This window comes from Pseudomonas sp. LAIL14HWK12:I7, from assembly GCF_000483465.1.
Lineage (GTDB): Bacteria > Pseudomonadota > Gammaproteobacteria > Pseudomonadales > Pseudomonadaceae > Aquipseudomonas > Aquipseudomonas kermanshahensis.
The window spans coordinates 336066-360748 of the sequence record NZ_AXYZ01000004.1 but is presented as its reverse complement, the minus strand read 5'-3'; the positions used below and the strand labels follow the sequence as shown (position 1 = coordinate 360748).

The 24683-nt window shown below is 62.5% G+C and carries 20 protein-coding genes, 1 other RNA gene and 1 pseudogene; 12 read left to right on the top strand and 10 right to left on the bottom strand.

Translation table 11 applies throughout. The features are described 5' to 3' along the window. The first annotated feature begins 1 nt into the window (after nucleotide 1). The 6 genes from smc (at nucleotide 2) to D886_RS0105560 (ending at nucleotide 9359) form a co-directional block, all read left to right on the top strand. Nucleotides 2-3490, top strand: coding sequence for a chromosome segregation protein SMC (smc, locus tag D886_RS0105580; protein ID WP_027592946.1), 3489 nt, complete (start codon nucleotides 2-4; stop codon nucleotides 3488-3490). Nucleotides 3491-3694: 204 nt separating this feature from the next. Beyond that, nucleotides 3695-4576, top strand: a complete 882-nt coding sequence (gene zipA / locus D886_RS0105575) for a cell division protein ZipA (RefSeq protein WP_027592945.1) — start codon at nucleotides 3695-3697, stop codon at nucleotides 4574-4576. Nucleotides 4577-4815: 239 nt separating this feature from the next. Continuing rightward, nucleotides 4816-7146, top strand: coding sequence for an NAD-dependent DNA ligase LigA (gene ligA, locus D886_RS0105570; RefSeq protein WP_027592944.1), 2331 nt, complete (start codon nucleotides 4816-4818; stop codon nucleotides 7144-7146). A gap of 121 nt (nucleotides 7147-7267) precedes the next feature. Then, nucleotides 7268-7364, top strand: an RNA gene (gene ffs / locus D886_RS27665) — signal recognition particle sRNA small type. 155 nt (nucleotides 7365-7519) lie between these two features. Further along, on the top strand, nucleotides 7520-8074 hold the full coding sequence (locus D886_RS0105565; RefSeq protein ID WP_027592943.1) for a GNAT family N-acetyltransferase: 555 nt from the start codon (nucleotides 7520-7522) through the stop codon (nucleotides 8072-8074). A 94-nt stretch (nucleotides 8075-8168) separates the two neighbouring features. After that, complete coding sequence (locus D886_RS0105560) at nucleotides 8169-9359, top strand: MFS transporter (protein ID WP_027592942.1); 1191 nt, start codon at nucleotides 8169-8171, stop codon at nucleotides 9357-9359. Here the strand turns inward: D886_RS0105560 and D886_RS0105555 are convergent. Next, nucleotides 9306-9749 (bottom strand): helix-turn-helix domain-containing protein, encoded by a 444-nt coding sequence (locus tag D886_RS0105555; RefSeq protein ID WP_027592941.1) that lies wholly within the window; start codon nucleotides 9747-9749, stop codon nucleotides 9306-9308. The genes D886_RS0105560 and D886_RS0105555 overlap by 54 nt on opposite strands. Nucleotides 9750-9842: 93 nt before the next feature. Here D886_RS0105555 and D886_RS0105550 point away from each other — a divergent pair, with 93 nt between their 5' ends. The 3 genes from D886_RS0105550 (at nucleotide 9843) to D886_RS0105540 (ending at nucleotide 12310) form a co-directional block, all read left to right on the top strand. Beyond that, nucleotides 9843-10316, top strand: coding sequence for a DUF2938 domain-containing protein (locus tag D886_RS0105550; protein ID WP_371097202.1), 474 nt, complete (start codon nucleotides 9843-9845; stop codon nucleotides 10314-10316). A gap of 665 nt (nucleotides 10317-10981) precedes the next feature. After that, nucleotides 10982-11254, top strand: coding sequence for a hypothetical protein (locus D886_RS0105545; protein WP_027592939.1), 273 nt, complete (start codon nucleotides 10982-10984; stop codon nucleotides 11252-11254). A 156-nt stretch (nucleotides 11255-11410) separates the two neighbouring features. Then, the gene (locus tag D886_RS0105540) at nucleotides 11411-12310 is read left to right on the top strand and encodes an EamA family transporter (protein WP_202883857.1); all 900 of its coding nucleotides are present in this window, start codon (nucleotides 11411-11413) and stop codon (nucleotides 12308-12310) included. Between the two features lie 303 nt (nucleotides 12311-12613). Here the strand turns inward: D886_RS0105540 and D886_RS28535 are convergent. Both D886_RS28535 and D886_RS0105530 read right to left on the bottom strand, forming a co-directional pair. Further along, a pseudogene (locus D886_RS28535) lies at nucleotides 12614-12712 on the bottom strand (hypothetical protein); the annotation flags it as partial. 536 nt (nucleotides 12713-13248) lie between these two features. Further along, a complete protein-coding gene (locus tag D886_RS0105530) occupies nucleotides 13249-14016 on the bottom strand; it encodes an ABC transporter substrate-binding protein (protein WP_027592936.1) in 768 nt (255 codons plus the stop codon). A gap of 123 nt (nucleotides 14017-14139) precedes the next feature. On the opposite strand from D886_RS0105530, the gene dnaX reads away from it, so the two are divergent. The 3 genes from dnaX to recR all read left to right on the top strand — a co-directional run bounded on the left by dnaX (nucleotide 14140) and on the right by recR (nucleotide 17294). Continuing rightward, entirely contained in the window at nucleotides 14140-16203 is a 2064-nt protein-coding gene (gene dnaX, locus D886_RS0105525) for a DNA polymerase III subunit gamma/tau (protein ID WP_027592935.1), read from the top strand. A 64-nt stretch (nucleotides 16204-16267) separates the two neighbouring features. Then, entirely contained in the window at nucleotides 16268-16603 is a 336-nt protein-coding gene (locus tag D886_RS0105520; RefSeq protein WP_008093501.1) for a YbaB/EbfC family nucleoid-associated protein, read from the top strand. Nucleotides 16604-16691: 88 nt separating this feature from the next. Beyond that, entirely contained in the window at nucleotides 16692-17294 is a 603-nt protein-coding gene (gene recR / locus D886_RS0105515) for a recombination mediator RecR (RefSeq protein WP_027592934.1), read from the top strand. Nucleotides 17295-17427: 133 nt separating this feature from the next. Here the strand turns inward: recR and D886_RS0105510 are convergent, their stop codons facing one another. From D886_RS0105510 to D886_RS0105480, 7 genes are all read right to left on the bottom strand, one after another. Continuing rightward, a complete protein-coding gene (locus D886_RS0105510) occupies nucleotides 17428-17976 on the bottom strand; it encodes an adenine phosphoribosyltransferase (protein ID WP_003254303.1) in 549 nt (182 codons plus the stop codon). A 53-nt stretch (nucleotides 17977-18029) separates the two neighbouring features. Beyond that, entirely contained in the window at nucleotides 18030-18764 is a 735-nt protein-coding gene (gene fnrA, locus D886_RS0105505; protein ID WP_027592933.1) for a Crp/Fnr family transcriptional regulator FnrA, read from the bottom strand. Nucleotides 18765-18950: 186 nt separating this feature from the next. Next, nucleotides 18951-20333: an oxygen-independent coproporphyrinogen III oxidase gene (gene hemN, locus D886_RS0105500; RefSeq protein ID WP_027592932.1), complete on the bottom strand. Its 1383-nt coding sequence runs from the start codon at nucleotides 20331-20333 to the stop codon at nucleotides 18951-18953. A gap of 310 nt (nucleotides 20334-20643) precedes the next feature. After that, complete coding sequence (locus D886_RS0105495) at nucleotides 20644-21327, bottom strand: sulfite exporter TauE/SafE family protein (RefSeq protein WP_027592931.1); 684 nt, start codon at nucleotides 21325-21327, stop codon at nucleotides 20644-20646. After that, a complete protein-coding gene (ccoS, locus tag D886_RS0105490; RefSeq protein ID WP_027592930.1) occupies nucleotides 21320-21535 on the bottom strand; it encodes a cbb3-type cytochrome oxidase assembly protein CcoS in 216 nt (71 codons plus the stop codon). Before ccoS ends, D886_RS0105495 begins: the two co-directional genes overlap by 8 nt. Nucleotides 21536-21548: 13 nt before the next feature. Next, nucleotides 21549-23993: a heavy metal translocating P-type ATPase gene (locus D886_RS0105485; RefSeq protein ID WP_027592929.1), complete on the bottom strand. Its 2445-nt coding sequence runs from the start codon at nucleotides 23991-23993 to the stop codon at nucleotides 21549-21551. Between the two features lie 148 nt (nucleotides 23994-24141). After that, nucleotides 24142-24669 carry a FixH family protein gene (locus D886_RS0105480; protein ID WP_027592928.1) on the bottom strand — a complete coding sequence of 176 codons (528 nt, stop codon included), beginning with the start codon at nucleotides 24667-24669 and terminating at the stop codon, nucleotides 24142-24144. Between the last annotated feature and the right edge of the window lie 14 nt (nucleotides 24670-24683).

Below are 24683 nucleotides of genomic sequence, written 5' to 3'. Positions count from 1 at the left end.
GATGCGCCTCAAGTGCATTCGCCTGGCCGGGTTCAAGTCGTTCGTCGACCCCACCACGGTCAACTTCCCCAGCAACATGGCGGCCGTGGTAGGCCCCAACGGTTGCGGCAAATCCAACATCATCGACGCGGTACGCTGGGTGATGGGCGAGAGTTCGGCGAAGAACCTGCGTGGCGAGTCGATGACCGACGTCATCTTCAACGGCTCTACCAGCCGCAAACCGGTCAGCCAGGCCAGTATCGAGCTGGTGTTCGACAACAGCGACAACACCTTGGTCGGGGAGTACGCGGCTTACGCTGAAATCTCCATCCGCCGCAAGGTGACCCGCGACGCGCAGAACAGCTATTACCTCAACGGCGCAAAATGCCGTCGCCGGGACATCACCGATATTTTCCTCGGCACCGGCCTTGGGCCGCGCAGCTACTCGATCATCGAGCAGGGCATGATCTCCAAGCTGATCGAAGCCAAGCCCGAAGAGCTGCGCAACTTCATCGAAGAAGCGGCGGGTATCTCCAAGTACAAGGAGCGCCGCCGCGAGACCGAGAACCGCATCCGCCGCACCCAGGAAAACCTGGCGCGCCTGACCGACTTGCGTGACGAGCTCGAACGCCAGCTCGAACGCCTGCACCGTCAGGCCCAGGCAGCCGAAAAGTACCGTGAGTACAAGGCCCAGGAACGCCAGCTGAAAGCCCGCTTGTCGGCCCTGCGCTGGCGCGACCTGGACGAACGCGTACGCCAGCGCGAGGCGGTGATCGGTGATCAGGACGTGTCTCACGAGGCCTTGGTGGCCGAGCAGCGCAACGCCGACGCGAGTATCGAGCGCCTGCGCGATGGCCACCACGAATTGTCCGAGCGCTTCAACCAGGTGCAGGGCCGCTTCTATTCAGTAGCGGGCGACATTGCCCGGGTCGAGCAGAGCATCCAGCACGGCCAGCAGCGCCTTCGCCAGTTGCAGGACGACTTCAAGGAAGCTGAGCGCACGCGCTTGGAGACCGAGTCCCACCTGGGCCATGACCGCACCTTGCTGGCCACCCTCGGCGAAGAGCTGGCCATGCTCGAGCCCGAACAGGAAATGACCCTGGCGGCCGCCGAAGAAGCCGCTGCCACCCTCGAAGAAGCCGAGCTGGGCATGCACGGCTGGCAAGAACAATGGGACACCTTCAACACCCGCTCCGCCGAGCCCCGCCGTCAGGCAGAAGTGCAACAGTCCCGCCTGCAGCAGCTTGAAGCCAGCCTGGAGCGCTTGTCGGAGCGCCAGCGCAAGCTGGGTGAAGAACGCGACCTGTTAGGTGCCGAGCCGCAGGACGCGGCTCTGGTCGAGTTGTCCGAGCAGTTGGCCAGCAGCGAGATGCTGCTCGAAACGTTGCAACTGTCCGAAGAGCAAGTGGTCGAGCAACTCGAAGGCACGCGCGAGCAATTGCAGCAGGCCACCCAGGCGCAACAACAGGCGCAGGGTGACCTGCAGCGCCTGGGCGGGCGGTTGGCATCACTGGAGGCCTTGCAGCAGGCCGCGCTGGAGCCGGGCGTGGGTGCCGCAGACTGGTTGCGCGAGCAGGGCCTGGCACAGCGCCCGCGCCTGGCCGAAGGGCTGCGGGTCGAGCCGGGCTGGGAGCTGGCCGTGGAGACGGTGCTTGGCGCCGATCTGCAGGCCGTGCTGGTTGATGATTTCAACAACCTGGCTTTTGCCGACCTGGAGCAAGGCGAGTTGCGCTTGCTGCTGGCAAGTGGCGAGGGTGCGCGGCTGGCGGGCAGCCTGCTGGATAAAGTCGAAGGGCGTACCGACCTGACCCCCTGGCTGGGGCAGGTCAAGCCGGTCGATGACCTGGCCCAGGCGCTGGCACTGCGTGCGACCCTGGCTGAAGGGCAAAGCCTGGTTAGCCGCGATGGTTATTGGGTTGGCCGGCATTTTTTGCGGGTCAGCCGAGGCGGCGAGGCCGAAGGCGGGGTGTTGGCCCGTGGCCAGGAGATCGAGCGCCTGGGCCAGCAACAGCTGGAGCAGGAAGCCGCCCTGGAGCACCTTGAGCAACAGCTTCAAGATTTGCGCGAGCAGCAATTGGGCCTGGAAGAACAGCGCGAGCAACTGCGCCGCCGCACCCAGGAAGAAAGCCGCCAGCACGGCGAGCTCAAGGCCAGCCTGTCGGCCAGCCGGGCCCGTGCCGAGCAAGTCGAATTGCGTCGCCGCCGCCTGCACGAGGAGCTGACCGAGCTGCAAGAACAGCGCGCCCTGGAGCACGAGCAACTGGGCGAGGCGCGGTTGGTGCTGCAAGAAGCCCTGGACCTGATGGCCCAGGACACCGAGCAGCGCGAACAGTTGATGGCTCGCCGCGATACCCTGCGCGAAGGCCTTGATCGCATCCGTCAGGAGGCCCGTCAGCACAAGGACCACGCCCACCAGTTGGCCGTGCGGCTAGGCTCGCTGCGTGCCCAGCACGACTCCACCCATCAGGCCCTGGAGCGCCTGGAACAGCAGGCAGCACGCCTGACCGAGCGCCAGGAGCAACTGAGCCTGAACCTGGAGGAGGGCGCAGCGCCCCTCGAAGAGCTGCGCCTCAAGCTCGAAGAGCTGCTGGAGCGGCGCATGAGCGTCGACGAAGAAATGCGCCAGGCGCGCCTGCACATGGACGAAGCCGACCGCGCCCTGCGCGACGCGGAAAAACGCCGCACCCAAGCCGAGCAGCAAGCCCAACTGCTGCGTGGCCAGCTGGAGCAGCTACGCCTGGAATGCCAGGGCCTGGATGTGCGGCGCAAGACCCTGCAGGAACAACTGCTGGCCGACGGCTACGACCTGCAAGGCGTGCTTGCCACCCTTGAAGCGGACGCCACCGAACAGAGCACCGAACAGGCGCTGGAGCAGACCGAGGCGCGTATCCAGCGCCTGGGCGCGATCAACCTGGCGGCCATCGAAGAGTACGAGCAGCAGTCCGAACGCAAGCGCTACCTGGACGCCCAGAACGCCGACCTGGTCGAGGCCTTGGAGACGCTGGAAAACGTCATCCGCAAGATCGACAAGGAAACGCGCAACCGCTTCAAAGATACCTTTGATCAGATAAATGCCGGATTACAGGCACTTTTTCCAAAAGTTTTCGGTGGTGGCAGCGCTTATCTGGAACTGACGGGCGAAGATCTACTCGATACAGGGGTAACGATCATGGCGCGACCCCCGGGCAAGAAGAACAGCACCATCCATCTGCTGTCCGGTGGCGAGAAGGCACTGACCGCCCTGGCGCTGGTGTTCGCCATTTTCAAGTTGAACCCCGCACCGTTCTGCATGCTCGACGAAGTCGATGCGCCGCTGGACGATGCCAACGTCGGGCGTTACGCCCGGCTGGTGAAGGAAATGAGTGAAAGCGTGCAGTTCATCTACATCACCCATAACAAGATTGCCATGGAGATGGCGGATCAATTGATGGGGGTGACGATGCATGAGCCGGGGTGCTCACGCCTCGTTGCAGTGGATGTGGAGGAGGCGATGGCCATGGTCGACGCCTGATGCGCGAAGATAGGGCACATTCTGTAGCGAAATGGCCCCGCCATGTGCGACAGACGGTGTAAAGTTGTCTTTGGTCGTGCTAGCTTAATGTCACTCGTTTTTTGCGTGGGTAAAACGCCTGTCAGAACATAGAGTTGGCGCCACGTGTTAAAGGGCTTTGAACCCTTTGTTTTCAAGCATATTTTTATAGAGGCACGGGATTACATGGAAATCGGTCTGCGCGAGTGGCTGATCCTCATCGGCATCATTGTCATTGCCGGTATTCTTTTCGACGGCTGGCGCCGCATGCGCGGCGGGAAAGGCAAGTTGAAATTCCGTCTGGACCGCAGTTATTCCAATGTCCCCGACGAAGAGGGCGGCGCCGAAGTGCTCGGCCCATCGCGGGTATTGGATAACCACAAGGAACCAGAACTGGACGAGAGCGACCTGCCCTCGCTCAGTGCGTCGTCGCGCGATCGCGAACGCGAGCCCAAGCCAGTCAAGGCCAGCAAGCGTGGCAAGCGCGCCGCAGAAGTGCCGCAAGGTGACCTGAACCTGGTCGCAGAGGCGCGCGAGCCTGATCTGTTCGCCGATGCCGATGATGATTTTGCCGCCGACAACAACCGCAACAGCGGTGCGTCGTCCAGCAACAACTCGGTCAAGGAACTGCCTCCCGCTGAAGAGGTGCTGGTGATCAGCGTCATCTCCCGTGACGAGGGTGGTTTCAAGGGCCCGGCACTGCTGCAGAACATTCTCGAGAGCGGCCTGCGTTTTGGCGAGATGGACATCTTCCACCGCCACGAGAGCATGGCCGGCCACGGCGAAGTGCTGTTCTCCATGGCCAACGCCGTGAAGCCCGGTATTTTCGACCTGGACGACATCGACCACTTCAGCACCCGTGCGGTGAGCTTCTTCCTGGGGCTGCCAGGCCCGCGTCACCCTAAGCAGGCCTTCGACGTGATGGTCGCGGCGGCGCGCAAATTGGCCCATGAGCTCAATGGCGAACTCAAGGACGACCAGCGCAGCGTGCTGACCGCCCAGACCATCGAGCACTACCGCCAGCGCATCGTCGAGTTCGAGCGCCGCGCGCTGACCCAGAAGCGCTGATAGATCCAGACGAAAGAGCAGCCTGCGGGGCGTGCTGGCCGGTTCGGGCTCCTAGGTTGTCTGATCTGGCTCCTTCGCGGGTAAACCCGCTCCCACAGGTACCCCACTGTTTTTGAACCCAGTGGCGTACCTGTGGGAGCGGGTTTACCCGCGAAGGGGCCAGACCAGGGATAAAGGATCCAGGGCCCCAGGCAACGTCCCCCAGGCTGCTCTTTTGCTTTGCAAGAGAAGACAAACGAATGACCGCCGAATCCCGAATCCACGACCTGCGCGCCGAGCTCGACCAGCATAACTACCGCTACTACGTGCTCGATGAGCCCAGCGTGCCCGATGCTGAATACGACCGCCTGTTCAATGAGCTCAAGGCGCTGGAAGCCGAACATCCGCACTTGGTAACGCCTGACTCGCCAACCCAGCGCGTCGGCGGCCAGGCCCTGGCTGCATTCAGCCAGGTGCGCCACGAAGTGCCCATGCTCAGCCTGGGTAACGCCTTCGAAGAAGCTGACCTGCGTGAATTCGGCCGCCGTGTGGTAGATGGCCTCGATCAGCCGGGTGCGGTCGACTACAGCTGCGAACCCAAACTCGATGGCCTGGCGGTAAGCCTGCTGTACCGCGACGGCCAATTGGTGCAAGGCGCCACCCGTGGCGATGGCACCACCGGCGAAGACATCAGTGCCAACGTGCGCACCGTGCGCAACATCCCGCTTAAGCTGCAGGGCGAAGGTTGGCCCGCGGTGCTGGAGGTGCGTGGCGAGGTGTACATGAGCAAGGCCGGTTTTGATCGGCTCAATGCCGCCCAGGCAGAAGCGGGTGGCAAAACCTTCGCCAACCCGCGCAACGCCGCCGCCGGCAGCCTGCGCCAATTGGATTCGAAAATCACCGCCAGCCGCCCCCTGGAGTTCTGCTGCTATGGCGTAGGCCAGGTGTCCGCAAGCATCGGCGACAGCCACATTGGCATCCTTGAGCAGCTCAAGGCCTGGGGCCTGCCGATCAGCCGTGAGCTACGGCATGCCGCCGGCATCGAAGAGTGCCTGGCGTATTACCGCGACATCGGCGAGCGCCGTAACAGCCTGCCGTATGAGATCGACGGCGTGGTGTTCAAGGTCAACAGCCTGGCGTCTCAGCGTGAACTGGGCTTCCGCGCGCGCGAGCCGCGTTGGGCGATTGCCCACAAGTTCCCGGCCATGGAAGAGCTGACCGAGGTGCTGGATGTGGAATTCCAGGTGGGGCGTACCGGGGCGGTGACGCCTGTGGCACGCCTGAAGCCGGTCAAAGTGGCCGGCGTGACCGTGTCCAACGCCACCCTGCACAACATGGACGAAATCGCCCGCCTGGGCCTGCGCATTGGCGACACGGTGATCATCCGCCGTGCTGGCGACGTGATCCCGCAAGTCATGCAAGTGGTGCTCGAGCGCCGCCCCGAAGATGCCCGCCCGGTTGAAGTGCCGAGCGCATGCCCGGTGTGTGGCTCGCAGGTCGAGCGCACGCAGCTGGTCAAACGCAGCAAAGGCAAGGAAACCACCAGTGAAGGCGCGGTGTACCGGTGCGTCGGTCGCCTGGCCTGTGGCGCCCAACTCAAACAGGCGATCATCCACTACGTTTCGCGCCGCGCGATGGATATCGACGGCCTGGGCGAAAAGAGCGTCGAGCAGTTGGTGGATGAAGGGCTGATCGGCTCGCCAGCAGACCTGTACAAGCTTCAGTTCGACCAGATCGTCGGGCTGGAAGGGTTTGCCGAAGTTTCCAGCAAGAAGCTGCTGGATGCCATCGAAGCCAGCAAGCGCCCGAGCCTGGCGCGCTTCATCTACGCCCTGGGCATTCCGGATGTGGGTGAGGAAACCGCCAAGGTCCTGGCTCGCTCGCTGGGCAGCTTGGCGCGGGTGCAGCAGGCGCTGCCACAGGTGCTGACCTACCTGCCAGACATCGGGCTTGAAGTGGCATATGAAATCCACAACTTCTTCGAAGACGAGCACAACCGCAAAGTCATCGAGCAACTGCTCGCCTGCGGCATGCAGTTGCAGGACGAAGGCGACTTGGCCGCCGAGTTCGCCGCCAGCACCACCCTGGCCGGCATGATTGCCAAGCTCGACATCGCCTCGGTCGGCCCGACCGGCGCTGAGAAGCTGGTGGCCAAGCTCGACAGCCTGGAAAAGATTATCGCCGCCGACGGTATCGACCTGCGCCAGGCCCTGGCCGCCAAGCAGGCCGAGGCCGTGCGCGAGTTCTTCAAGGACGAAGCGAACCAGAAGCTGGCGCGGGACATCGAAGCCCAGTTGCTGGCGTTCGGCATGCACTGGAACAGCGAGAAGAAAGTCGCCGAAGGCCTGCCTTTGGCCGGGCAGACCTGGGTGTTGACCGGCACCCTGGAGCGCATGAGCCGCGACATTGCCAAAGACAAACTGGAAAGCCTCGGCGCCAAGGTGGCCGGTTCCGTTTCCGGCAAGACCCACTGCGTGGTTGCCGGCCCTGGCGCGGGCTCCAAGCTGGCCAAGGCCAGTGAGCTGGGTGTGAAGGTGCTGGACGAAGACGCGTTCATCGCCTTTCTGGCGGAGCAGGGCATCGCAATCTGACCCACCTTTAAGCAAGTCATTGAGAAATGATGACTTTTTCTCCCCGCAGAGGTTGTAACTTCGCCTCAGACCGGTACAATGGCGCGGCTCGCTGCTTAGCGAGTTGCGTCAGTGGTGGCCCCATCGGTCCCCCCGCATTGATTACCCGTTAACCTGGTCAGGCCCGGAAGGGAGCAGCCATAGCGGGAACATCGAGTGCCGGGGTGTGGCTGGTGGGGCTGCCTCCATTCTTTAAATCCTTGAGCTCTCAAGGATGTCTCGTTCAAAAATACCTCTTAGTCAATGTGCGAAAGCGCATGACGTCTCGACGTTTCAACCGCTGCTCTGTGAGAATGCCAGAAGGCCATACCGCCTCCAGAACGGACGCTGCGCCATGGACAGCCTTCCTACCCTCGAAACCTCGCGCCTGATACTCACGCCGCTGCAGCTTGGCGACGCACCCGCTATTCAGCAGCTGTTCCCGCACTGGGACATTGTCCGCTACCTGGACAGCCGCGTGCCATGGCCCTATCCCGAAGACGGCGCACTCGTCTACGTGCGAGACATCGCATTGCCTGCCATGAACGCTGGCTGCGAATGGCACTGGATGATCCGCCTGAAAACCGCGCCAACGCAGATCATCGGCAGCATCAGCCTCTATGACCAGCCGGGTAACAACCGTGGCTTCTGGCTCACCCCTGCCTGGCAAAAAAACGGCTACATCCGCGAAGCCTGTGTGGTCATCAACGACTATTGGTTCGAGACGCTTGGGCGTTGCGTCATGCAGGTGCCCAAGGCGGCGAGCAATGACAGGTCGCGCAGTGTTTCCCTGCACGAAGGCATGCGCCTGGTCGGGACTGAGCCGGGGCATTTCGTCTGTGGCGCCGTGCTCAAAGAGATCTGGGAGTTGAGCCGCGATCAGTGGCGTCAAAGGGTGGCGGTCGTTTAGGTACTGAAGTGACGATCTCAACGTCAGCAAATGCATGCCTTTGCCAGTGCCGTGCCGTGATAGAAAGCAGTACCTTTCAGCAAGGACTGCTTACATGAAGTCGTCTGTACCCCCGCCACGGTTTCAGCACTTTACCGTGTTCTGCATCGCCTGCTTCCTACTGTCCATCAGCTATGGCACGACGTTTCTGCTCTCTATGCTGGTGCAGGCGTTGGGCGGCACTGCGAGCGATGCAGGGCGGGTATTTGCAGTCGCGATGCTCAGTACGCTGCTGTCTGTGGTGGGCTCGGGGCATCTGTTGCAGCGCGTTGGCGCTGCTCGCGCTATCGCTGTCGGGGCGTTCTGCCTGGTCGTGGCGTCAGTGGGTTTTGCCGTGGTGCCCGGCCTGGGCGGCGCGTTGTTGGCGTGTGGCTTGATGCTTGGGGTTGGTTGGGGGCTCTTCTACACGGTAGGGCCGATCATGGTTGCTCAAATGGTCGAGCCATCACGCCGCACGCACTGTTTTGCATTGCTCTCCGGCAGCATGTTGACTGGCATAGGTACCGGGCCATTACTGGGTAAGTTCGCGGCCTTCGTGGCGCTGCCTACCCAGCTCGCTTTTTGGGTGGCGGCGTGTGCTGCAGGTTTGGCGGGGTTGTACTTTGCTTGGCTTGGTTCGACTTCGCTGGGGCAACGACCGGCTGAGAAGGTGCAGATCGGTTTGGTGTCCGCGCTCAACGTGATGCGTTCGCGTTCGGGCTTGTCGATTTTGATGGTAGGGCTGGGTGGGGCGATTTTCGGCACGATGGGCAGTTTCCAGACCAGCTATGCCGACCGCCTCGGGCTTGATTACTCGATCTTCTTCATTGGCTTCATGGGCGCTGCGATCGCCTGCAGGCTCTTGCTGGCCGGCTGGGTTGTGAAGCAACCGCCGCTGGCGACTTCGTGGGTTTTAACCTTGATCATGGCCACTGCCGTAGTGGGCTTTGATCAATGGGTGCACAGCGCCGAACGCTATCTGGCGATGGCCATGCTGTTGGGCGTGGGTTATGGCTTGAACTACTCGGTAATCAACGGGCTGGCTGCCAATGAGGCGCCAGCGGGCCTTACCGCGCAAGCACTGCTGCTGTTCAGCCTGTCGTATTTCATCGGTGTGTTCGGGTTCCCCTTCGTAGCCAGTCAATTGATCACGCAGCTAGGCATCAGTGCGATGATGTTGAGCATTGAAGGCGTTGCGCTTTTGGTTGTAGGGCTAAGTACGGCGAGGTGGCTGGCTTCGCGTTTTTCCAGGCCCGCCCTGGTGTAGGTGCTTTTCCCCCAACACCCCGGCGGCTGAAAGCTTCATCAAGCGCTGAAATTTCGGACAGGCCAGGTGATCGTCCTCCGGGCACTGCGCTGCATGCCGCAGCCCCTTGCTCATTGCTTGCAAGCGCTTGACCCGTGCATCGATTTCGTCCGCTTTAGCTATCAGCATTTGCCGATCGACCTGCAGGTCCACCAGCATCGCGCCCACTTCATCCAGGGAAAAGCCTGCGGCCTGGCCTAGGGCAATCAGTGCCAGCCGGTCCGCCACGTCGGCAGCAAACTGCCGCCGCTGGCCGCGGCCGGCGAGGGACTTGAGCAAGCCTTTCTTTTCGTAATAGCGCAGCGTTGATGCGGGTACGCCTGTGCGCTTGGCGACATCGGCAATGTCCATTCTAGGCCTTGACTTGAAGTTGACTTCAACTTCTATGCTGCGCGGCATGTTGCTGAACGTCAATCTTAGAGGGCTGAATCGATGACGCTTGCCATGCTAAAAGCCGCTTTGCTGATCGGGGTTGGGGCCACCGTGATCATGGACCTGTGGGGGATGTTGCTGCGGCGCTTGGGTATCCCTACCTTGAATTTCGCCATGGTGGGGCGCTGGGCGGGCCATGTGATGAAGGGACGGGTGCGCCACGACGCTATCGCCAAGGCCGAACCGGTTGCGAACGAACTGGCCTTGGGGTGGGTTATCCACTACGTGATCGGTGTGCTGTTTGCCGTGATGCTGGTGGGGATGGTCGGGGAGGGCTGGCTAAGTGCCCCGACGCTTTGGCCTGCACTGGTTTGGGGTGTGGCGACGGTGGTGGCGCCGCTGTGTTTCATGCAGCCGGTGATGGGGGCGGGGTTCTTTGCCTCGCGGACGCCGACACCTGGGCGTAACTGCCTGAAGAGTCTGGTGACCCATACGGTGTTTGGGGTTGGGATGTTTTTGAGTGCGGCTTTGGTGGCGATTGATTGAAGGCTGCCAGGGGTAGGGGCCTGGATATTGGTAGGGCTGGCGTATGGCGTGGGTCTTGTGTGTTCGTTGAGATCGAGCGCCGCCCGCGCGGCGCTTCGCAGCACAAGGCTGCTCCCACATTTGTTTCGGGCCAATTATTCCTGGGGTATTAGCGCGCGACCCCTTGGCGCCCGCCTCAATATCGTGTCGTACAAACAAGGCGGTCGCGCGCGCTGGCACAGGCGTGACTGGCCCGAAACAGATGTGGGAGCAGCCTTGTGCTGCGAAGCGCCGCGCGGGCGGCGCTCGATCTCGAAGGCGCCATAGCGCTTCCGGCGGACACCCGTCAGCCCCAGCGCGCTCTAAAACCAGGACGGTTCCTACACCTATCTAGGCGGTTTCCTGCTGCATTTGTAAGGCTTGCAGAAATATCCTACGCATCCCGTCGACTCCCGTCTGATTGTCCTTGGAAACCCCACCCAATAGGCTTTTGCGGTCGCTGTCGGTTCAGCGATCGGGTGTGGAAGCCCGGGAATGACTTGGAGCAGTTGTCTGTTATGGCAGCTGTGCGCGGGAGGTACTCGTACCTGCCGGGTTTTCCATGTGCCTGGTCTTCCACCCCGCGTACAGTTGTCACCCTAATGCGTGGAAGCAAAAGGGTGCAGCTCAGGTCACATGGAGCTTGCATGAAAAAAATCGTCCCCGACCCACCCCATACCTTCGACCTTCCCCCCGGTAAATCCCTTTCCCGCGCCATCAGCGAAGGCGTCGTGCCAATAGAGTTCGCGCTGATGAATGTCTCCCACTACCTAATGTTCGCCTACAGCGATAGCCGTCGAGCACTTGAGCGCATCCAAGACGAAGAAACGCGACAGCTACTGGAGCATGGCCTGCGCGCCATGCAAATCGCCTGGGGCCAGGCTGATGCCGTGACATTGGCTGTCGAACGCCAGAAGTAGCGGGGTCTGCCCACAGTCAGCGGGCTGCTTTAAACAGCGATGTTTAATGCAGGCGAAATTTCTCAGAACAGCCCCACGTGTCGGTAGGACGCCTCCTGCATCCAGGCGCAATCAATGTCATTACAGTAATGCATGCCGCAACAAGGGAGAGCAGGCATGAAAATGAGCAAGCGGGATTTGGTCGCCGGTGTTCTGGTGACAGTCCTATGGGGCTGTAACTTCTCTGTCATCGAACTAGGCTTGAGAAGCCTGGATCCTTACCTTCTGACGCTGTTGCGTTTCGTGTTCTGCGCTATGCCTCTGGTGTTCTTCGTCAAGCGCCCGGCAGGCATTTCATATGGGGTGCTGGCCCTATACGGTGTGATGTTCGGCGCCGGCTTGTGGTGGGTGGTCAACTTCGCAATGTTCCAAGGCTTGTCCCCCGGCATGTCTTCGGTGTTTCTGCAGTTCAGTGCCTTTTTCACTATCCTCCTCAGCAGCCTCCTTCTGGGCGAGCGAGTCAGTGGAATCCATCTGTGCGGCATGGCCTCAGCCGCCTGCGGTCTGATAATGATCTTGGCATTAGGCGGTGAGTCGTCGACGGTTACCGGTGTTCTACTCGTACTTATCGCTGCCCTGGCCTGGTCGCTGTGCAACCTGGTGGTCAAGCTCAAACGCCCGGCCGACATGGTCGCGTTCATTATCTGGTCGAGCCTTTTTTCGGTCCCGGCGATATTCGTTTTGACAGTCGCAGCCAATGGCTGGGCCTCATTCGCAGTGCTTGCCGGTGGTATAGCGTGGGAAGCCTTGTTCTCTGTGCTGTTCCAGAGCTACATCACAACGATCCTAGGCTACCTGGTATGGAACAACTTGATGAAGAAATACCCGGCTGCCCAGGTCGCACCGCTCTCGCTGCTCGTGCCTATATCGGGGCTGGTTGCTTCCTACCTGTTTTTTGGCGAGCAGATGAGCATTGCCAAAGCGATTGCGATTGGCTTCGTCTTGCTGGGCATCTTGATCTTCGTCAACGCCCACAACCTGCAGCGGATCATGAGGGGCAGAGGCTTGACGGAATAGCGCATTAACCTAACTGGACGTTCAACGCACGGATGCACTTTGTCAGAGGATGATGAAATGTTCGATGTTAATAAACACCGGCGAGAGTACTTCTATGAATTGCTGACAGTAGTCGAAGGTGTTTTGCCGGAAGCGTTGTGTGACAGCTTGGCCAGTCGGGTACAACATGTCATTGATGAGGGTGGGGTGGACTTGGTTCAGCACTCAGGGTTGGGCACCGACGCAGTTTCGGACTTTGGTGGGCAATATAAGCATCACATATTCAAGGGGGCTGATGTCAGATGCCATCTGCCGGAGCTTAATGCCGTATACCAGGCGCTTCAGAGCGTTGCGCATGGCCTTGCGGGATTCTTCGTTGATGACTTCTGGGCCGGTGACGTACTCACCATACTCGGCGTTGTTGCGTTGGTGCCGCTGATCAGCATCATCACCCACACCGACACTGTGGTGTCGCCTTACCCCGCGTCAGATGTAAATATTAAAGCGTACCCTCCGGGTGGTGGCACATTAGGGCTTCATTACGACACCAATGGCATAACGTGCCTGTTATTTTTGACGACGAACCAAGAGGCGCCATTGCGTTTCAGCGTCGAGCGTTCTCATCCTAGTAAAAAGGAGCCTTGGCTAGAGCATGGCAGAATCCATGCGCGCAAAGGGGCATTGCTGCTCATGCAAGGGCGGAAAGTGTTACATGATTGTGAGCCGACTGTGAGTGAGCAAAAACTTTCGGTGGTTTACAACTATTATGAACGGCACGATACCTACCGCCATGCAGACTTTGACAATTTTGTGTATTACGGATCGCAGCCGCGACAGCTTGTAAAATGAGCGAGTTGTAAAACTGATAGTTCGCTTTATCTGGCCTTGTGCTGCGAATAGGTTGCCCAGAAGCTACACCCTCTTCGCAGCACACGCCTGCTCCCACACGTGTGCGCTATTCAAGGCGTCCGCGCCGCGGCATTCCCAGCATACCCCGCACCCCCATACCGCTGGCTGATCCGCTCAATCTCCCCGGACTGCTTCATGCGCACCAGTGCCCTGAGCACCCCTTGCGTCGGTACCTCCGGGTCAGTGCGCACCATGCATCCCAAGTCCTGCTCTTCCAGCACTGCCAGCGTTTGCAGCTGTTGCCCCGCCGGTAAGCCTTGGTTGAACCACTGCAACGACAACTCGTTGCTCACCGCATGCAGATACCGCCCCGCGTGCAGCTTCTGCAGGGCCAGCAGCTGGCTGCGGCTGTCTTCGCGGTGCAATCGGCCCTGCTCGAACAAGGGTTGCAGGGTGCCGTAGGCATAACCCAGCACAGTGCCGATGGCTTGCGGCGCCAGTTGCTCTGGGCGGGTAGGGTTGCTTGCTTCAGCGCCGCCAACCAATACGTCGCGCTGGTGGATCACGGGGATGCTCCAGACAAAATTGCCCGGCCGATCCTGAAACCACTGGGTGCTGACATAGCAGCGCACGTCGATATCGCCGCTTTCCATGGCTTCCTGCAGGCGCAGGCGTGCCAGTACGTGATACTCCGGTCGCACACCCACTTCCCGGGCAATAGCCTGCATCAGGTCGAACAGCAAACCTTCCACCGGTTGATCGCCTTCGACACGCATCAGCGGCATGCTCCAGCTCTCGGCGACGGAAAAACGCAGCACGGGTGGGTCGGCCAGGCTGTGGGTGGTCCACAGCAATAGCAGGGGCAACAGTCTTCGCAAGGCACATCCTCCCTGGATAGCGCGCCAGTTTCATAGCTTAGACCAGTCGCGCAGGGTGCAATTTCGGCCCCGCTCCGCTAGCATTAGCGATCTTCCGCTCGATCAGGCTACGATGGTTTTTCGATGAGTTATCAGGTTCTTGCACGAAAATGGCGTCCGCGCTCGTTCCGCGAAATGGTCGGCCAGGCCCATGTGCTCAAGGCCTTGATCAATGCCTTGGACAACCAGCGCCTGCACCATGCCTACCTGTTTACCGGCACCCGCGGTGTGGGCAAGACTACCATCGCCCGCATTATCGCCAAATGCCTGAACTGCGAAACCGGCATCACCTCGACGCCCTGCGGCACCTGTTCAGTGTGCCGGGAGATCGACGAGGGCCGCTTCGTCGACCTGATCGAGATCGACGCCGCCAGCCGCACCAAGGTCGAAGACACTCGCGAGCTGTTGGATAACGTGCAATATGCCCCGAGCCGTGGGCGCTTCAAGGTCTATTTGATCGACGAAGTGCACATGCTCTCGACCCACTCGTTCAACGCCTTGCTCAAGACGCTGGAAGAGCCGCCGCCCTACGTCAAGTTCATCCTCGCCACCACCGACCCGCAGAAGCTGCCAGCGACCATCCTGTCGCGCTGCCTGCAGTTCTCGCTGAAGAACATGAGCCCGGAGCGGGTAGTCGAGCACCTCAGCCATGTGCTGACCGCGGAAAACGTGCCGTTCGAGCCAGATGCCCTATGGCTGCTGGGCCGCGCCGCCGACGGTTCGATGCGCGATGCCATGAGCTTGACTGACCAGGCCATCGCGTTTGGTGAAGGCAAGGTGCTGGCGGCCGATGTGCGGGCCATGCTCGGTAGCCTCGACCATGGCCAGGTCTATGGCGTGCTGCAGGCGCTGCTCGAAGGCGATGCCCGCGCGCTGCTGGAGGCTGTGCGCAACCTTGCCGAGCAAGGGCCGGACTGGAGTGGCGTGCTGGCCGAAATGCTCAACGTGCTGCACCGTGTCGCCATTGCCCAGGCTCTGCCGGAGGCGGTGGACAACGGCCAGGGCGACCGCGACCGCGTGTTGGCGCTGGCCTCGGCATTGCCGGCCGAGGACGTGCAGTTCTATTACCAGATGGGCCTGATTGGCCGCCGCGACCTGCCCTTGGCGCCGGACCCGCGGGGTGGCTTCGAGATGGTCCTGTTGCGCATGCTGGCGTTCCGCCCGGCCGACACCGATGACGCGCCGAAGCCGGTGCTAAAGCCGGTGGGGATCAGCCAAGCCACAGCTGATCCTGCAACACCGGTGGCAGCTGCGGGAGTGGCCTATCAGCCAGCCGCAGCGCCCGTGGCGCCGGTTGTCGCGCAAGCGGTGGAGGTGCCGCCCCCTGCAGCACCGGCCGTAGAGCCGACGCCTGCCGTTACCCAGCCAGCGCCAGTTGAACCTGCTGCGCCAGCACCCGCACCTGTCGAGGACGTCATCGACCTGCCTTGGGAAGCGCCTGTAGCGCCCCCCGTGCCGGTTGCCGCCTCGCCGGTGCCTGTGGCTGAGCCAACACCTGAGCCCCAGCCAGCCATGGCCGAGCCGCAGCGCGAGCAGCCGGCCTACGACGAGCCGCCGTTCGACCCGTCGGCCTATGCGGCAGCGGGCATGGACCGCGACGACGAACCGCCAGCGGACGAAGATTACTACGTAGGTGATAGCGACCCCGTCGGGTTCAGTTACCTCGATGAACTGGCCGAGCACGTCCAGGAAGAGCAGCCCAAACCTGCTGCCGAACCGCTGCCGGCCGCCCAGCCGGCTACCGGCCTGGCCCTGCAATGGCTGGAATTATTCCCACAGTTGCCTGTCTCCGGTATGACAGGCAACATCGCCGCAAACTGTACGCTGATTGCCGCCGACGGCGACGACTGGCTGTTGCACCTGGACCCAGGCCAGGGCGCACTGTTCAACGCCACCCAGCAGCGGCGCTTGAACGACGCGCTCAATCAGCACCTGGGGCGCACCCTGAACCTGCGTATCGAGCTGATACGCCCTGAGCAGGAAACGCCAGCCCAGGCCGCCTCGCGCAAGCGTGCCGAGCGCCAGCAGGACGCCGTGGTGTCGATCGAGCAGGATCCGTTGATCCAGCAGATGATCAAGCAGTTCGGTGCCAAGGTGCGACAGGATACTATTGAGCCTGTAGAGGCCCTGGCCAATCAGGGCCAGTAACGGATAACCATGCGGCTGGCCCGGTGCCGGGCCGCATCACATGACCCAATCGAGGTATACCCCCATGATGAAAGGTGGCATGGCCGGCCTGATGAAGCAGGCCCAGCAGATGCAGGAAAAAATGGCCAAGATGCAAGAAGAACTGGCCAACGCCGAAGTGACCGGCCAATCCGGTGGCGGCCTGGTGAGCGTGGTGATGACCGGTCGTCACGACGTAAAGCGCGTCAGCATCGATCAAAGCCTGATGTCGACCGATGAAGACGACAAGGAAGTGCTCGAAGACCTGATCGCTGCCGCACTGAACGATGCGGTCCGTAAGGTCGAGCAGAGCAGCCAGGAAAAAATGGGCGGCATGACCGCTGGCATGCAGTTGCCGCCAGGCTTCAAAATGCCGTTCTGATTCACCTTTTGCGTCAAATGGGGAGCAACGGCCTTGGGGCCGTTGCTCCCTTGTTCATTCTGTTCCCCCGACTTGCAGGCCTGCCTACATGAGCTTCAGCCCCCTGATCCGCCAACTGATCGATGCCTTGCGCACCCTGCCGGGTGTCGGCCAGAAAACCGCCCAGCGCATGGCCCTGCAGCTGCTTGAGCGTGACCGCAGCGGCGGCCTGCGGTTGGCTCAGGCGTTGACCCAGGCCATGGAAGGGGTTGGCCATTGCCGTCAGTGCCGCACCCTGACCGAGCAGGAACTCTGCCCGCAGTGCGCCGACCCGCGCCGTGACGACACGCAGTTGTGTGTGGTCGAAGGGCCGGTGGATGTGTATGCGGTGGAGCAGACCGGTTACCGCGGCCGCTATTTCGTGCTCAAGGGGCATCTGTCGCCGCTCGATGGCCTGGGGCCTGAGGCGATCGGCGTGCCGCAGCTGATGGCGCGAATCGAGGAGCAGGGCACCTTTACCGAGGTGATCCTGGCGACCAACCCGACGGTGGAAGGGGAGGCGACGGCGCATTACATCGCGCAGTTGCTGAACGAGAAAGGCCTGGTGGCGTCGCGCATTGCCCACGGTGTGCCGCTGGGTGGCGAGCTGGAGCTGGTGGATGGCGGGACATTGGCCCATGCCTTTGCGGGGCGCAGGCCGATTTCGCTCTAAAGACCTACGCGCGGTCTGTAGGAGCAGCCTTGTGCTGCGAAGAGGCCGGTAATGGCAACGAAAATAGCCTCGTTGTCATTGGCCTCTTCGCAGCGCAAGGCTGCTCCTACAAAAAGCGATGGCTGCAATGCACTCAGTATTCGCTGAGGGAAAACTCGGTCAGGCAGAAGGTCGGCACACCCGCAGCCTGCAGCCGGCGCGAACCGTCCAGCTCCGGCAGGTCAATGATCGCTGCCGCTTCAAATACCTGAGCCCCGGTACGACGCACCAGGTTGGCTGCCGCCAGCAGGGTGCCGCCAGTGGCAATCAGGTCATCGAAAATCAACACCGAGTCGCCTTCGCACAGGCTGTCGGCATGCACTTCGAGGAAGGCCTCGCCGTACTCGGTCTGATAACCCTCGCTCAGCACGTCAGCCGGCAGCTTGCCCTGTTTGCGGAACAGGATCAGCGGCTTGTTCAGCTGGTGGGCGATGATCGAACCGATCAGGAAGCCGCGCGCGTCCATGGCACCGATGTGGCTGAACTCAGCCTCGACATAACGCTCGATGAACTGGTCGGCGACATAGCGCAGCCCGCGTGGGGATTGGAACAGCGGGGTGATGTCGCGAAAGATCACACCCGGTTTGGGGAAGTCCACTACCGGGCGGATCAGGGCTTTGAGGTCGAAGGCTTCGCTATGCATTGTTGCGGGTATCCTGGAAAAACGATGGCGCCAGTATACCCGTTAACAAAAGCTCAGGCCTCTATTGCACCGCCGGCCAGCGCGCACAACTGAATCGGGTCGAGGATATGCACTTCCTTGCCTTCGGCGCGAATCAGGCCGTTTTGCTGGAAGCGGGTGAAGACCCGCGACACGGTTTCCACCGCCAGGCCCAGGTAATTGCCGATTTCGTTGCGCGACATGCTCAGGCGGAACTGGTTGGCCGAGTAGCCACGTGCGCGGAAGCGTGCGGACAGGTTGACCAGGAAGGTGGCAATGCGTTCGTCGGCGGTTTTCTTCGATAACAGCAGCATCATCTGCTGATCGTCGCGGATCTCGCGGCTCATCACACGCATCAGCTGACGACGCAACTGCGGCAATTGCACCGAGAGTTCGTCGAGGCGTTCGAAGGGGATTTCGCACACCGAGGTGGTCTCTTGGGCCTGGGCCGACACCGGGTAGGCTTCGGTGTCCATGCCGGACAGGCCGACCAGTTCGCTGGGCAGGTGGAAGCCGGTGATCTGCTCTTCGCCGCTGTCGCTGAGGCTGAAGGTTTTGAGGGCGCCGGAACGTACGGCGTAGACCGAGCCGAAATTGTCACCCTGGCGGAACAGGAACTCGCCTTTTTTCAGCGGCCGTCCACGTTTGACGATTTCATCCAGTGCTTCCATGTCTTCCAGGTTCAGCGAAAGAGGCAGGCACAGGGGGGCCAGGCTGCAATCCTTGCAATGGGCCTGGGTATGTGGGCGCAGTTTAACTGGCTCGGACATTTTCAATCGATCCTTGTGGGAAAGCACACATAAGACGTAAGGGTAACTCACGGCGTAGGTTGTAGGCCAGCGTGCGCTATTGTGGTGCGTGCTGGCGAAGCCTCGGCGGGTGCGCGTCGAGGCCTTTCGTGTACCCATAGTGTGCCGCACAAGCCCACTTGTCCATGCGGTTGAACGTCTCGCTTTTCAGATGACCCGTGAGAAGCGCTGGCGGTTTTGCATCGCCAGGTAGGCGTCGAACACCATGCACACCGAGCGCGCCAACAGGCGGCCGGCGGGCAGGATGCGGATGCCCTTGTCGTCCAGGCTGATCAGGCCATCACGCTGCAAGGTCAGCAGTTCTGGCCAAAGGTCGTTGAAGTAGCCGCGAAAATCGATGGTGAAGGCCTGTTCGATCGGCTCGTAATCCAGTTCGAAATGGCAGATCAACTGCTGGATCACAGCCCGGCGCAGGCGATCGTCGTGGTTGCACAGCAGGCCGCGCTGGGTGGCCAGTTGGGCGTTGGAGAGGCTGTCCTGGTAGGTGTTGAGGTCGCTGCTGTTCTGGCAATAGAGGTCGCCGATCTGGCTGATGGCAGACACCCCCAGGCCGACCAGGTCGCAATGGCCGTGGGTGGTGTAGCCCTGGAAGTTGCGTTGCAGGGTGCCTTCTTCCTGGGCCATGGCCAGCTCATCGTCGGGCAGGGCGAAGTGGTCCATGCCGATGTAGCGGTAACCGGCGGCGGTCAGCTGGTCGATGGTGGCATGCAGCATTTCGAGCTTGGCTGACGGGCTCGGCAGGTCATTGTTGTCGATGCGTCGCTGAGGCATGAAACGCTCGGGCAAGTGGGCGTAGTTGAACACCGACAAGCGGTCGGGTTGCAGGCGGATCACCTCTTCGACCGTGCGGGCAAAGCCTTCCGGGGTCTGTTTGGGCAGGCCGTAGATCAAGTCCAGGTTGATCGAGCGGAATTGCAGGGTACGCGCTGCCTCGATCAGGGTGCGGGTCTGCTCCAGGCTCTGCAGGCGGTTGACCGCCCGCTGCACGGCCGGGTCCAGGTCCTGCACGCCCAAGCTGACACGGTTGAAGCCCAGCTCGCGGAGCAGGCCCATGGTCGACCAGTCGGCTTCGCGTGGGTCGATTTCGATGCCGTAGTCGCCGGAATCATCGTCCAGCAGGTTGAAGTGCTGGCGCAGGGTGGCCATCAGCTGGCGCAATTCCACGGGGCTGAGGAAGGTGGGCGTGCCGCCGCCGAAGTGCAGTTGCTCGACCCGTTGCTTGGGGTCCAGGTGGCAGGCGATCAGCTGGATTTCCTGCTCCAGGCGTTGCAGGTAGGGCGCAGCGCGGCCACGGTCCTTGGTGATGACTTTGTTGCAGGCGCAGTAGTAGCAGATGTTGGCGCAGAACGGCACGTGCACGTACAGCGACAACGGGCGCACCGCCCGGCGGCTCTCGCGCAGGGCGTGGAGCAGGTCGAACGAGCCCACTTCGCTGTGCAGTTGCACGGCGGTCGGGTAGGAGGTGTAGCGTGGTCCGGCCAGGTCGTAGCGGCGGATCAGGTCGGTGTCCCAACGTAGGTCGTCGAGCATGTGGGCGGTCCCCGGATAGAGCGAGCAGTGTCCGGAGTCTATGGCCGTCTGTAGGAATCTGTGTTGATTTGTATCAAGAGCCTTTAGGGCCGCTGAGCGGCCCATCGCCGGCAAGCCAGCTCCCACAGGTGCCTCACTGCCTTAATGCTTGTGCTGTAGCTGTGGGAGCCAGCTCCCACAGGGGCCTCACTGCCTTAATGCTTGTGCTGTAGCTGTGGGAGCCAGCTTCCAAAGGGGCCTCACTGCCTCAAGGCTTGTGCTGTAGCAGTGGGAGCTGGCTTGCCGGCGATGGGCTGCACAGCAGCCCGCTTCAATGCCCCATCAACCAATGCTGGTGTGGCCCAGGCAGCGTCCACAGGCCAAACAGGATGACCAGCAACCCACCCGCCATGCGCACGCTGCGCCGTCGCAGCAGGCTGCTGACCCGCTCCGCCGCCAAGCCCGTGGCCAGCAATACCGGCCAGGTGCCCAGCCCGAAGGCCAGCATCAACGCCGCGCTGTACCCCGCATTCCCCTGGCTCGCAGCCCACAATAACGTGCTGTACACCAGCCCGCACGGCAACCAGCCCCACAAGGCCCCCAGCAACAGGGCGCGCGGCAGGCTCGACACCGGCAGCAAACGCGAGGCGATTGGCTGGATATGCCGCCACAGCCCTCGGCCCAGGGCCTCGATACGGGTCAACCCGCTCCACCAACCGGCCAGGTACAGCCCCATGGCAATCAACAGCAACGCGGCTACCACCCGCAGCGCCAGGGCGGCCGGGCTGCTGGCCACGGCCCAGCCAGCCAGGCCTACCAGCAGGCCGGCGCAGGCATAGCTGAGAATGCGCCCGACGTTGTACGCCAGCAGCAGCTGCAAGCGTCGGCCGCGTTGCTCGGGCGGGATGGCCAGGGTCAGCGCGCCCATCAGGCCGCCGCACATGCCCAGGCAGTGGCCGCCACCGAGCAGGCCAAGGATCAGCGCCGAGCCGAGCAGGGGCAGCAGGTCAGGCACGGGGTGGGGGTTCCTTGTCGTCTTCGGCCAGGCTGTCGTCCGGCTTGACCGCAGCCTGGTGGCGCGGGTCCTGGTCGTCGAACAGGATGCTGTGGGCAGGGCCTTCGAGGTCGTCGTACTGGCCGCTGTCCACCGCCCAGAAGAAGATGTACACGGCAACGCCGACAAGCAGCAGGGCGGCCGGGATCATGACATAGAGGGCTGGCATGGGCGGCTCCTGATCAGGCGGTGGCGGGTTGCGGGTGGCTGCTGGTGGCCGCCACGCCTGGCAGCCGGGTCAGGCGCAGGGCGTTGAGGACCACGATCAGCGAGCTCACCGACATGCCGATGGCCGCCCACACGGGGGTGATCCAGCCGAGCGCGGCAAACGGCAACATGAGGCCATTATACAGGGTCGCCCACAGCAGGTTCTCGAGGATGTTGCGGCGCGTGCGGCGGGCCAGGTCGAAGGCCTGTACCAGCGCCTGCAGGCGGTTGGACAGCAGCACCGCATCGGCGCTGGTCTTGGCCAGGTCAGTGGCGCTGCCCATGGCGATGCTGATGTCGGCGGCAGCCAGCACCGGCACGTCGTTGACCCCATCACCCAGCATCAGCACCTTGCGGCCAGCGGCTTGCAGCGCCTTGAGCCGGTCCAGCTTGTCGTCCGGGCGCAGGCCGCCGATGGCCTGGTCGATACCCAGTTGCGCCGCCACTTCGGCGACCATCGGCGAGCTGTCACCCGACAGCAGCAGCGTCCGCCAGCCCCGCGCCTTGCAGGCAGCGAGCAAGGCCGGGGCGTCATCGCGCAGGCGGTCATCGAGGCCGAACCAGGCCAGCGGCCCTTGGCGATCACCCAGCAGCAGCCATTGGCCGCGTGGCTCGGGCACGCCGGGGATTTCTGCGCCACTCAGGGCGCACACGAACGTGGCCTGGCCGATACGCAGGCGCTGGCCGTCAACCAGCCCTTCCAGGCCAAGGCCCGGTACGGTCTGCACATCGTCCGCAGGCGCGGCGGTGCGGCCGAAAGCGCGTGCGATGGGGTGTTCGGAGCGGTTTTCCAGGGCGGCGGCCAGGGCCAGGCAACGGTCGGCGGCCAGGTCGCCCAGCGGACGAATGCTGCGCAAGGTAAGGCGGCCTTCGGTGAGCGTGCCGGTCTTGTCGAAGATGACCGTGTCGATCTGGTTAAGGCCTTCGAGCACATGGCCGCGGGTCACCAGCAGGCCGAGTTTGTGCAGGGTGCCGGTGGCGGCGGTAAGGGCCGTGGGCGTGGCCAAGGACAGTGCGCAAGGGCAGGTTGCCACCAGCATGGCCAGCACGATCCAGAAGGCGCGGTCCGGGGCCAGGTGCCACCACCACAGGCCGATGGCCACGGCGGCTATCAAGGTAAACAGCAAGAACCACTGCGAAGCGCGGTCGGCGATCTCGGCCAGGCGCGGTTTTTCGGTCTGCGCGCGTTCCAGCAGGCGGACGATGGCCGACAGCCGCGAGTCGTGGCCGAGGGCTTCGACTTCCACGTTCAGGGTGCTCTCGACGTTCAGGGTGCCACCGGTGACCCGATCGCCGACGCGACGCGGCTGCGGCAGGTATTCGCCGGTCAGCAGTGACTCGTCGACGCTGGAGCGGCCTTCGACGATGCGCCCATCGGCGGGGATTACCGCGCCGGGCAGGACTTGCACCGTGTCGCCGCGCTGCAGTTCGCTGAGCAGGATGCGCTCGGCACGGCCGATAACGTCCAGGCGCAGGCACGAGGCGGGCAGCAGGTTGACCAGTTGCGCGGTGGCCGCCGCGGTGCGCTCGCGGGCGCGTCGCTCAAGGTAGCGACCGGTCAGCAGGAACAGCGCGAACATGCCGACAGTATCGAAATACAGCTCGCCGCTGCCGCTGATCGCGGTCCAGATCCCGGCGCCGAACGCCAGGGCGATGGCCAACGATACCGAGACGTCCATGGTCAGGTGACGGGTGCGCAGGTCGCGCGCTGCGCCTTTGAAGAACGGCGCGCAGCTGTAGAACACGATCGGGATGGTCAGAAACAGCGCGACCCAGCGCAGGATGGTGTGCAGCTCGGGCGACAGGTCGATGTTGAATTCGGGCCAGGTGGCCATGGTTGCCATCATCGCCTGGAACCACAGCAGCCCGGCGACACCCAGGCGCCGCAAGGCGCTGCGGTTCTCCCGGGCCAGCTGTTCGGCGGCCTGGTCGGGTTGGTAGGGGTGGGCGGCGTAGCCGATCTGGCGCAGCTCGGCGAGCAGGCGCGAGAGGGGCAGCTGGTGGTCGTCCCAGGCCAGCAGCAGGCGGTGATTGGACAGGTTCAGGCGTGCTTCGGTGACCCCGGGCAGGTTGCGCAGGTGCTTTTCGATCAGCCAGCCGCAGGCGGCGCAACTGATGCCCTCGACCAGCAAGGTGGCTTCGGCCAGTTCGCCGGCGTGGCGGACGAAGGTTTGTTGCACGTCGCTGCGGTCGTAGAGCGCCAGTTCATCCTGCAGTTGCCTGGGCAAGGCTTCGGGGTTGGCGCTGGTGTCACTGCGGTGTTGGTAATAGTGCTCCAGGCCCCCGGCGACGATGGACTCGGCCACTGCCTGGCAGCCTGGGCAGCAGAACTGCCGTGGCTCGCCGAGGACCACGGCGGTGAAGCGGTTGCCGGCGGGGACGGGCAGAGCGCAGTGGTAGCAGGGGGTGGGTTGGGTCATTGGGCTGTTGCCTTACACAAATCAGCTGGTTTGCATCGAACCCTGTGGGAGCGGGTTCACCCGCGAATGCGATAGATCAGGCAGTGGTGATTACAGGTCTGACGCATTCGCGGGTAAACCCGCTCCCACAGGGGCAGTGGTGTCGCGATTATTTGTGTTCTGCGCCTAGCAACGCTTCATCGCCCAGCTGCAGAGTCACACCATGCTCCACCTTCTCTTCCTCGAACAACCGCCACACCTGCCCTTGCTGGCTGCCCAGCAACTCGACGAAGCGCCGCCCTTCGACCTTGTCGTCCAGTTGCCCGACATAGCGCCCAGCCTCGGCACGGGTTAGCGCCACCTTGCGGTCCTTGTTCGGCTGGGTGGGCGAGATCAAGTTCAGTTCCAGCGTTTGCGGGTCGCTGTCGCCCGTCAGGCGCAGGTCGACTTCGCCGGTCAGCTCATCCAAATGCACGCTGGCCTTGAGGTTCAAGGTCTGGGCCAGGAGCTCACGGTCCAGCGAGCGGTTGATGCCTTTGCCAGCCTCGTAGTAGTTGTCGTTGACCAGGTTGTCCGGGTTGCGCACGGCGATGCTGACCATGGTCAGGCTCAGGCACACCGAGGTGGTGAGGATGCCGATGATGATCCAGGGCCAGAGGTGCTTGTACCAAGGGCTGGCGGCGGTGGCGGCAGGCATTGTCGATAATCTCT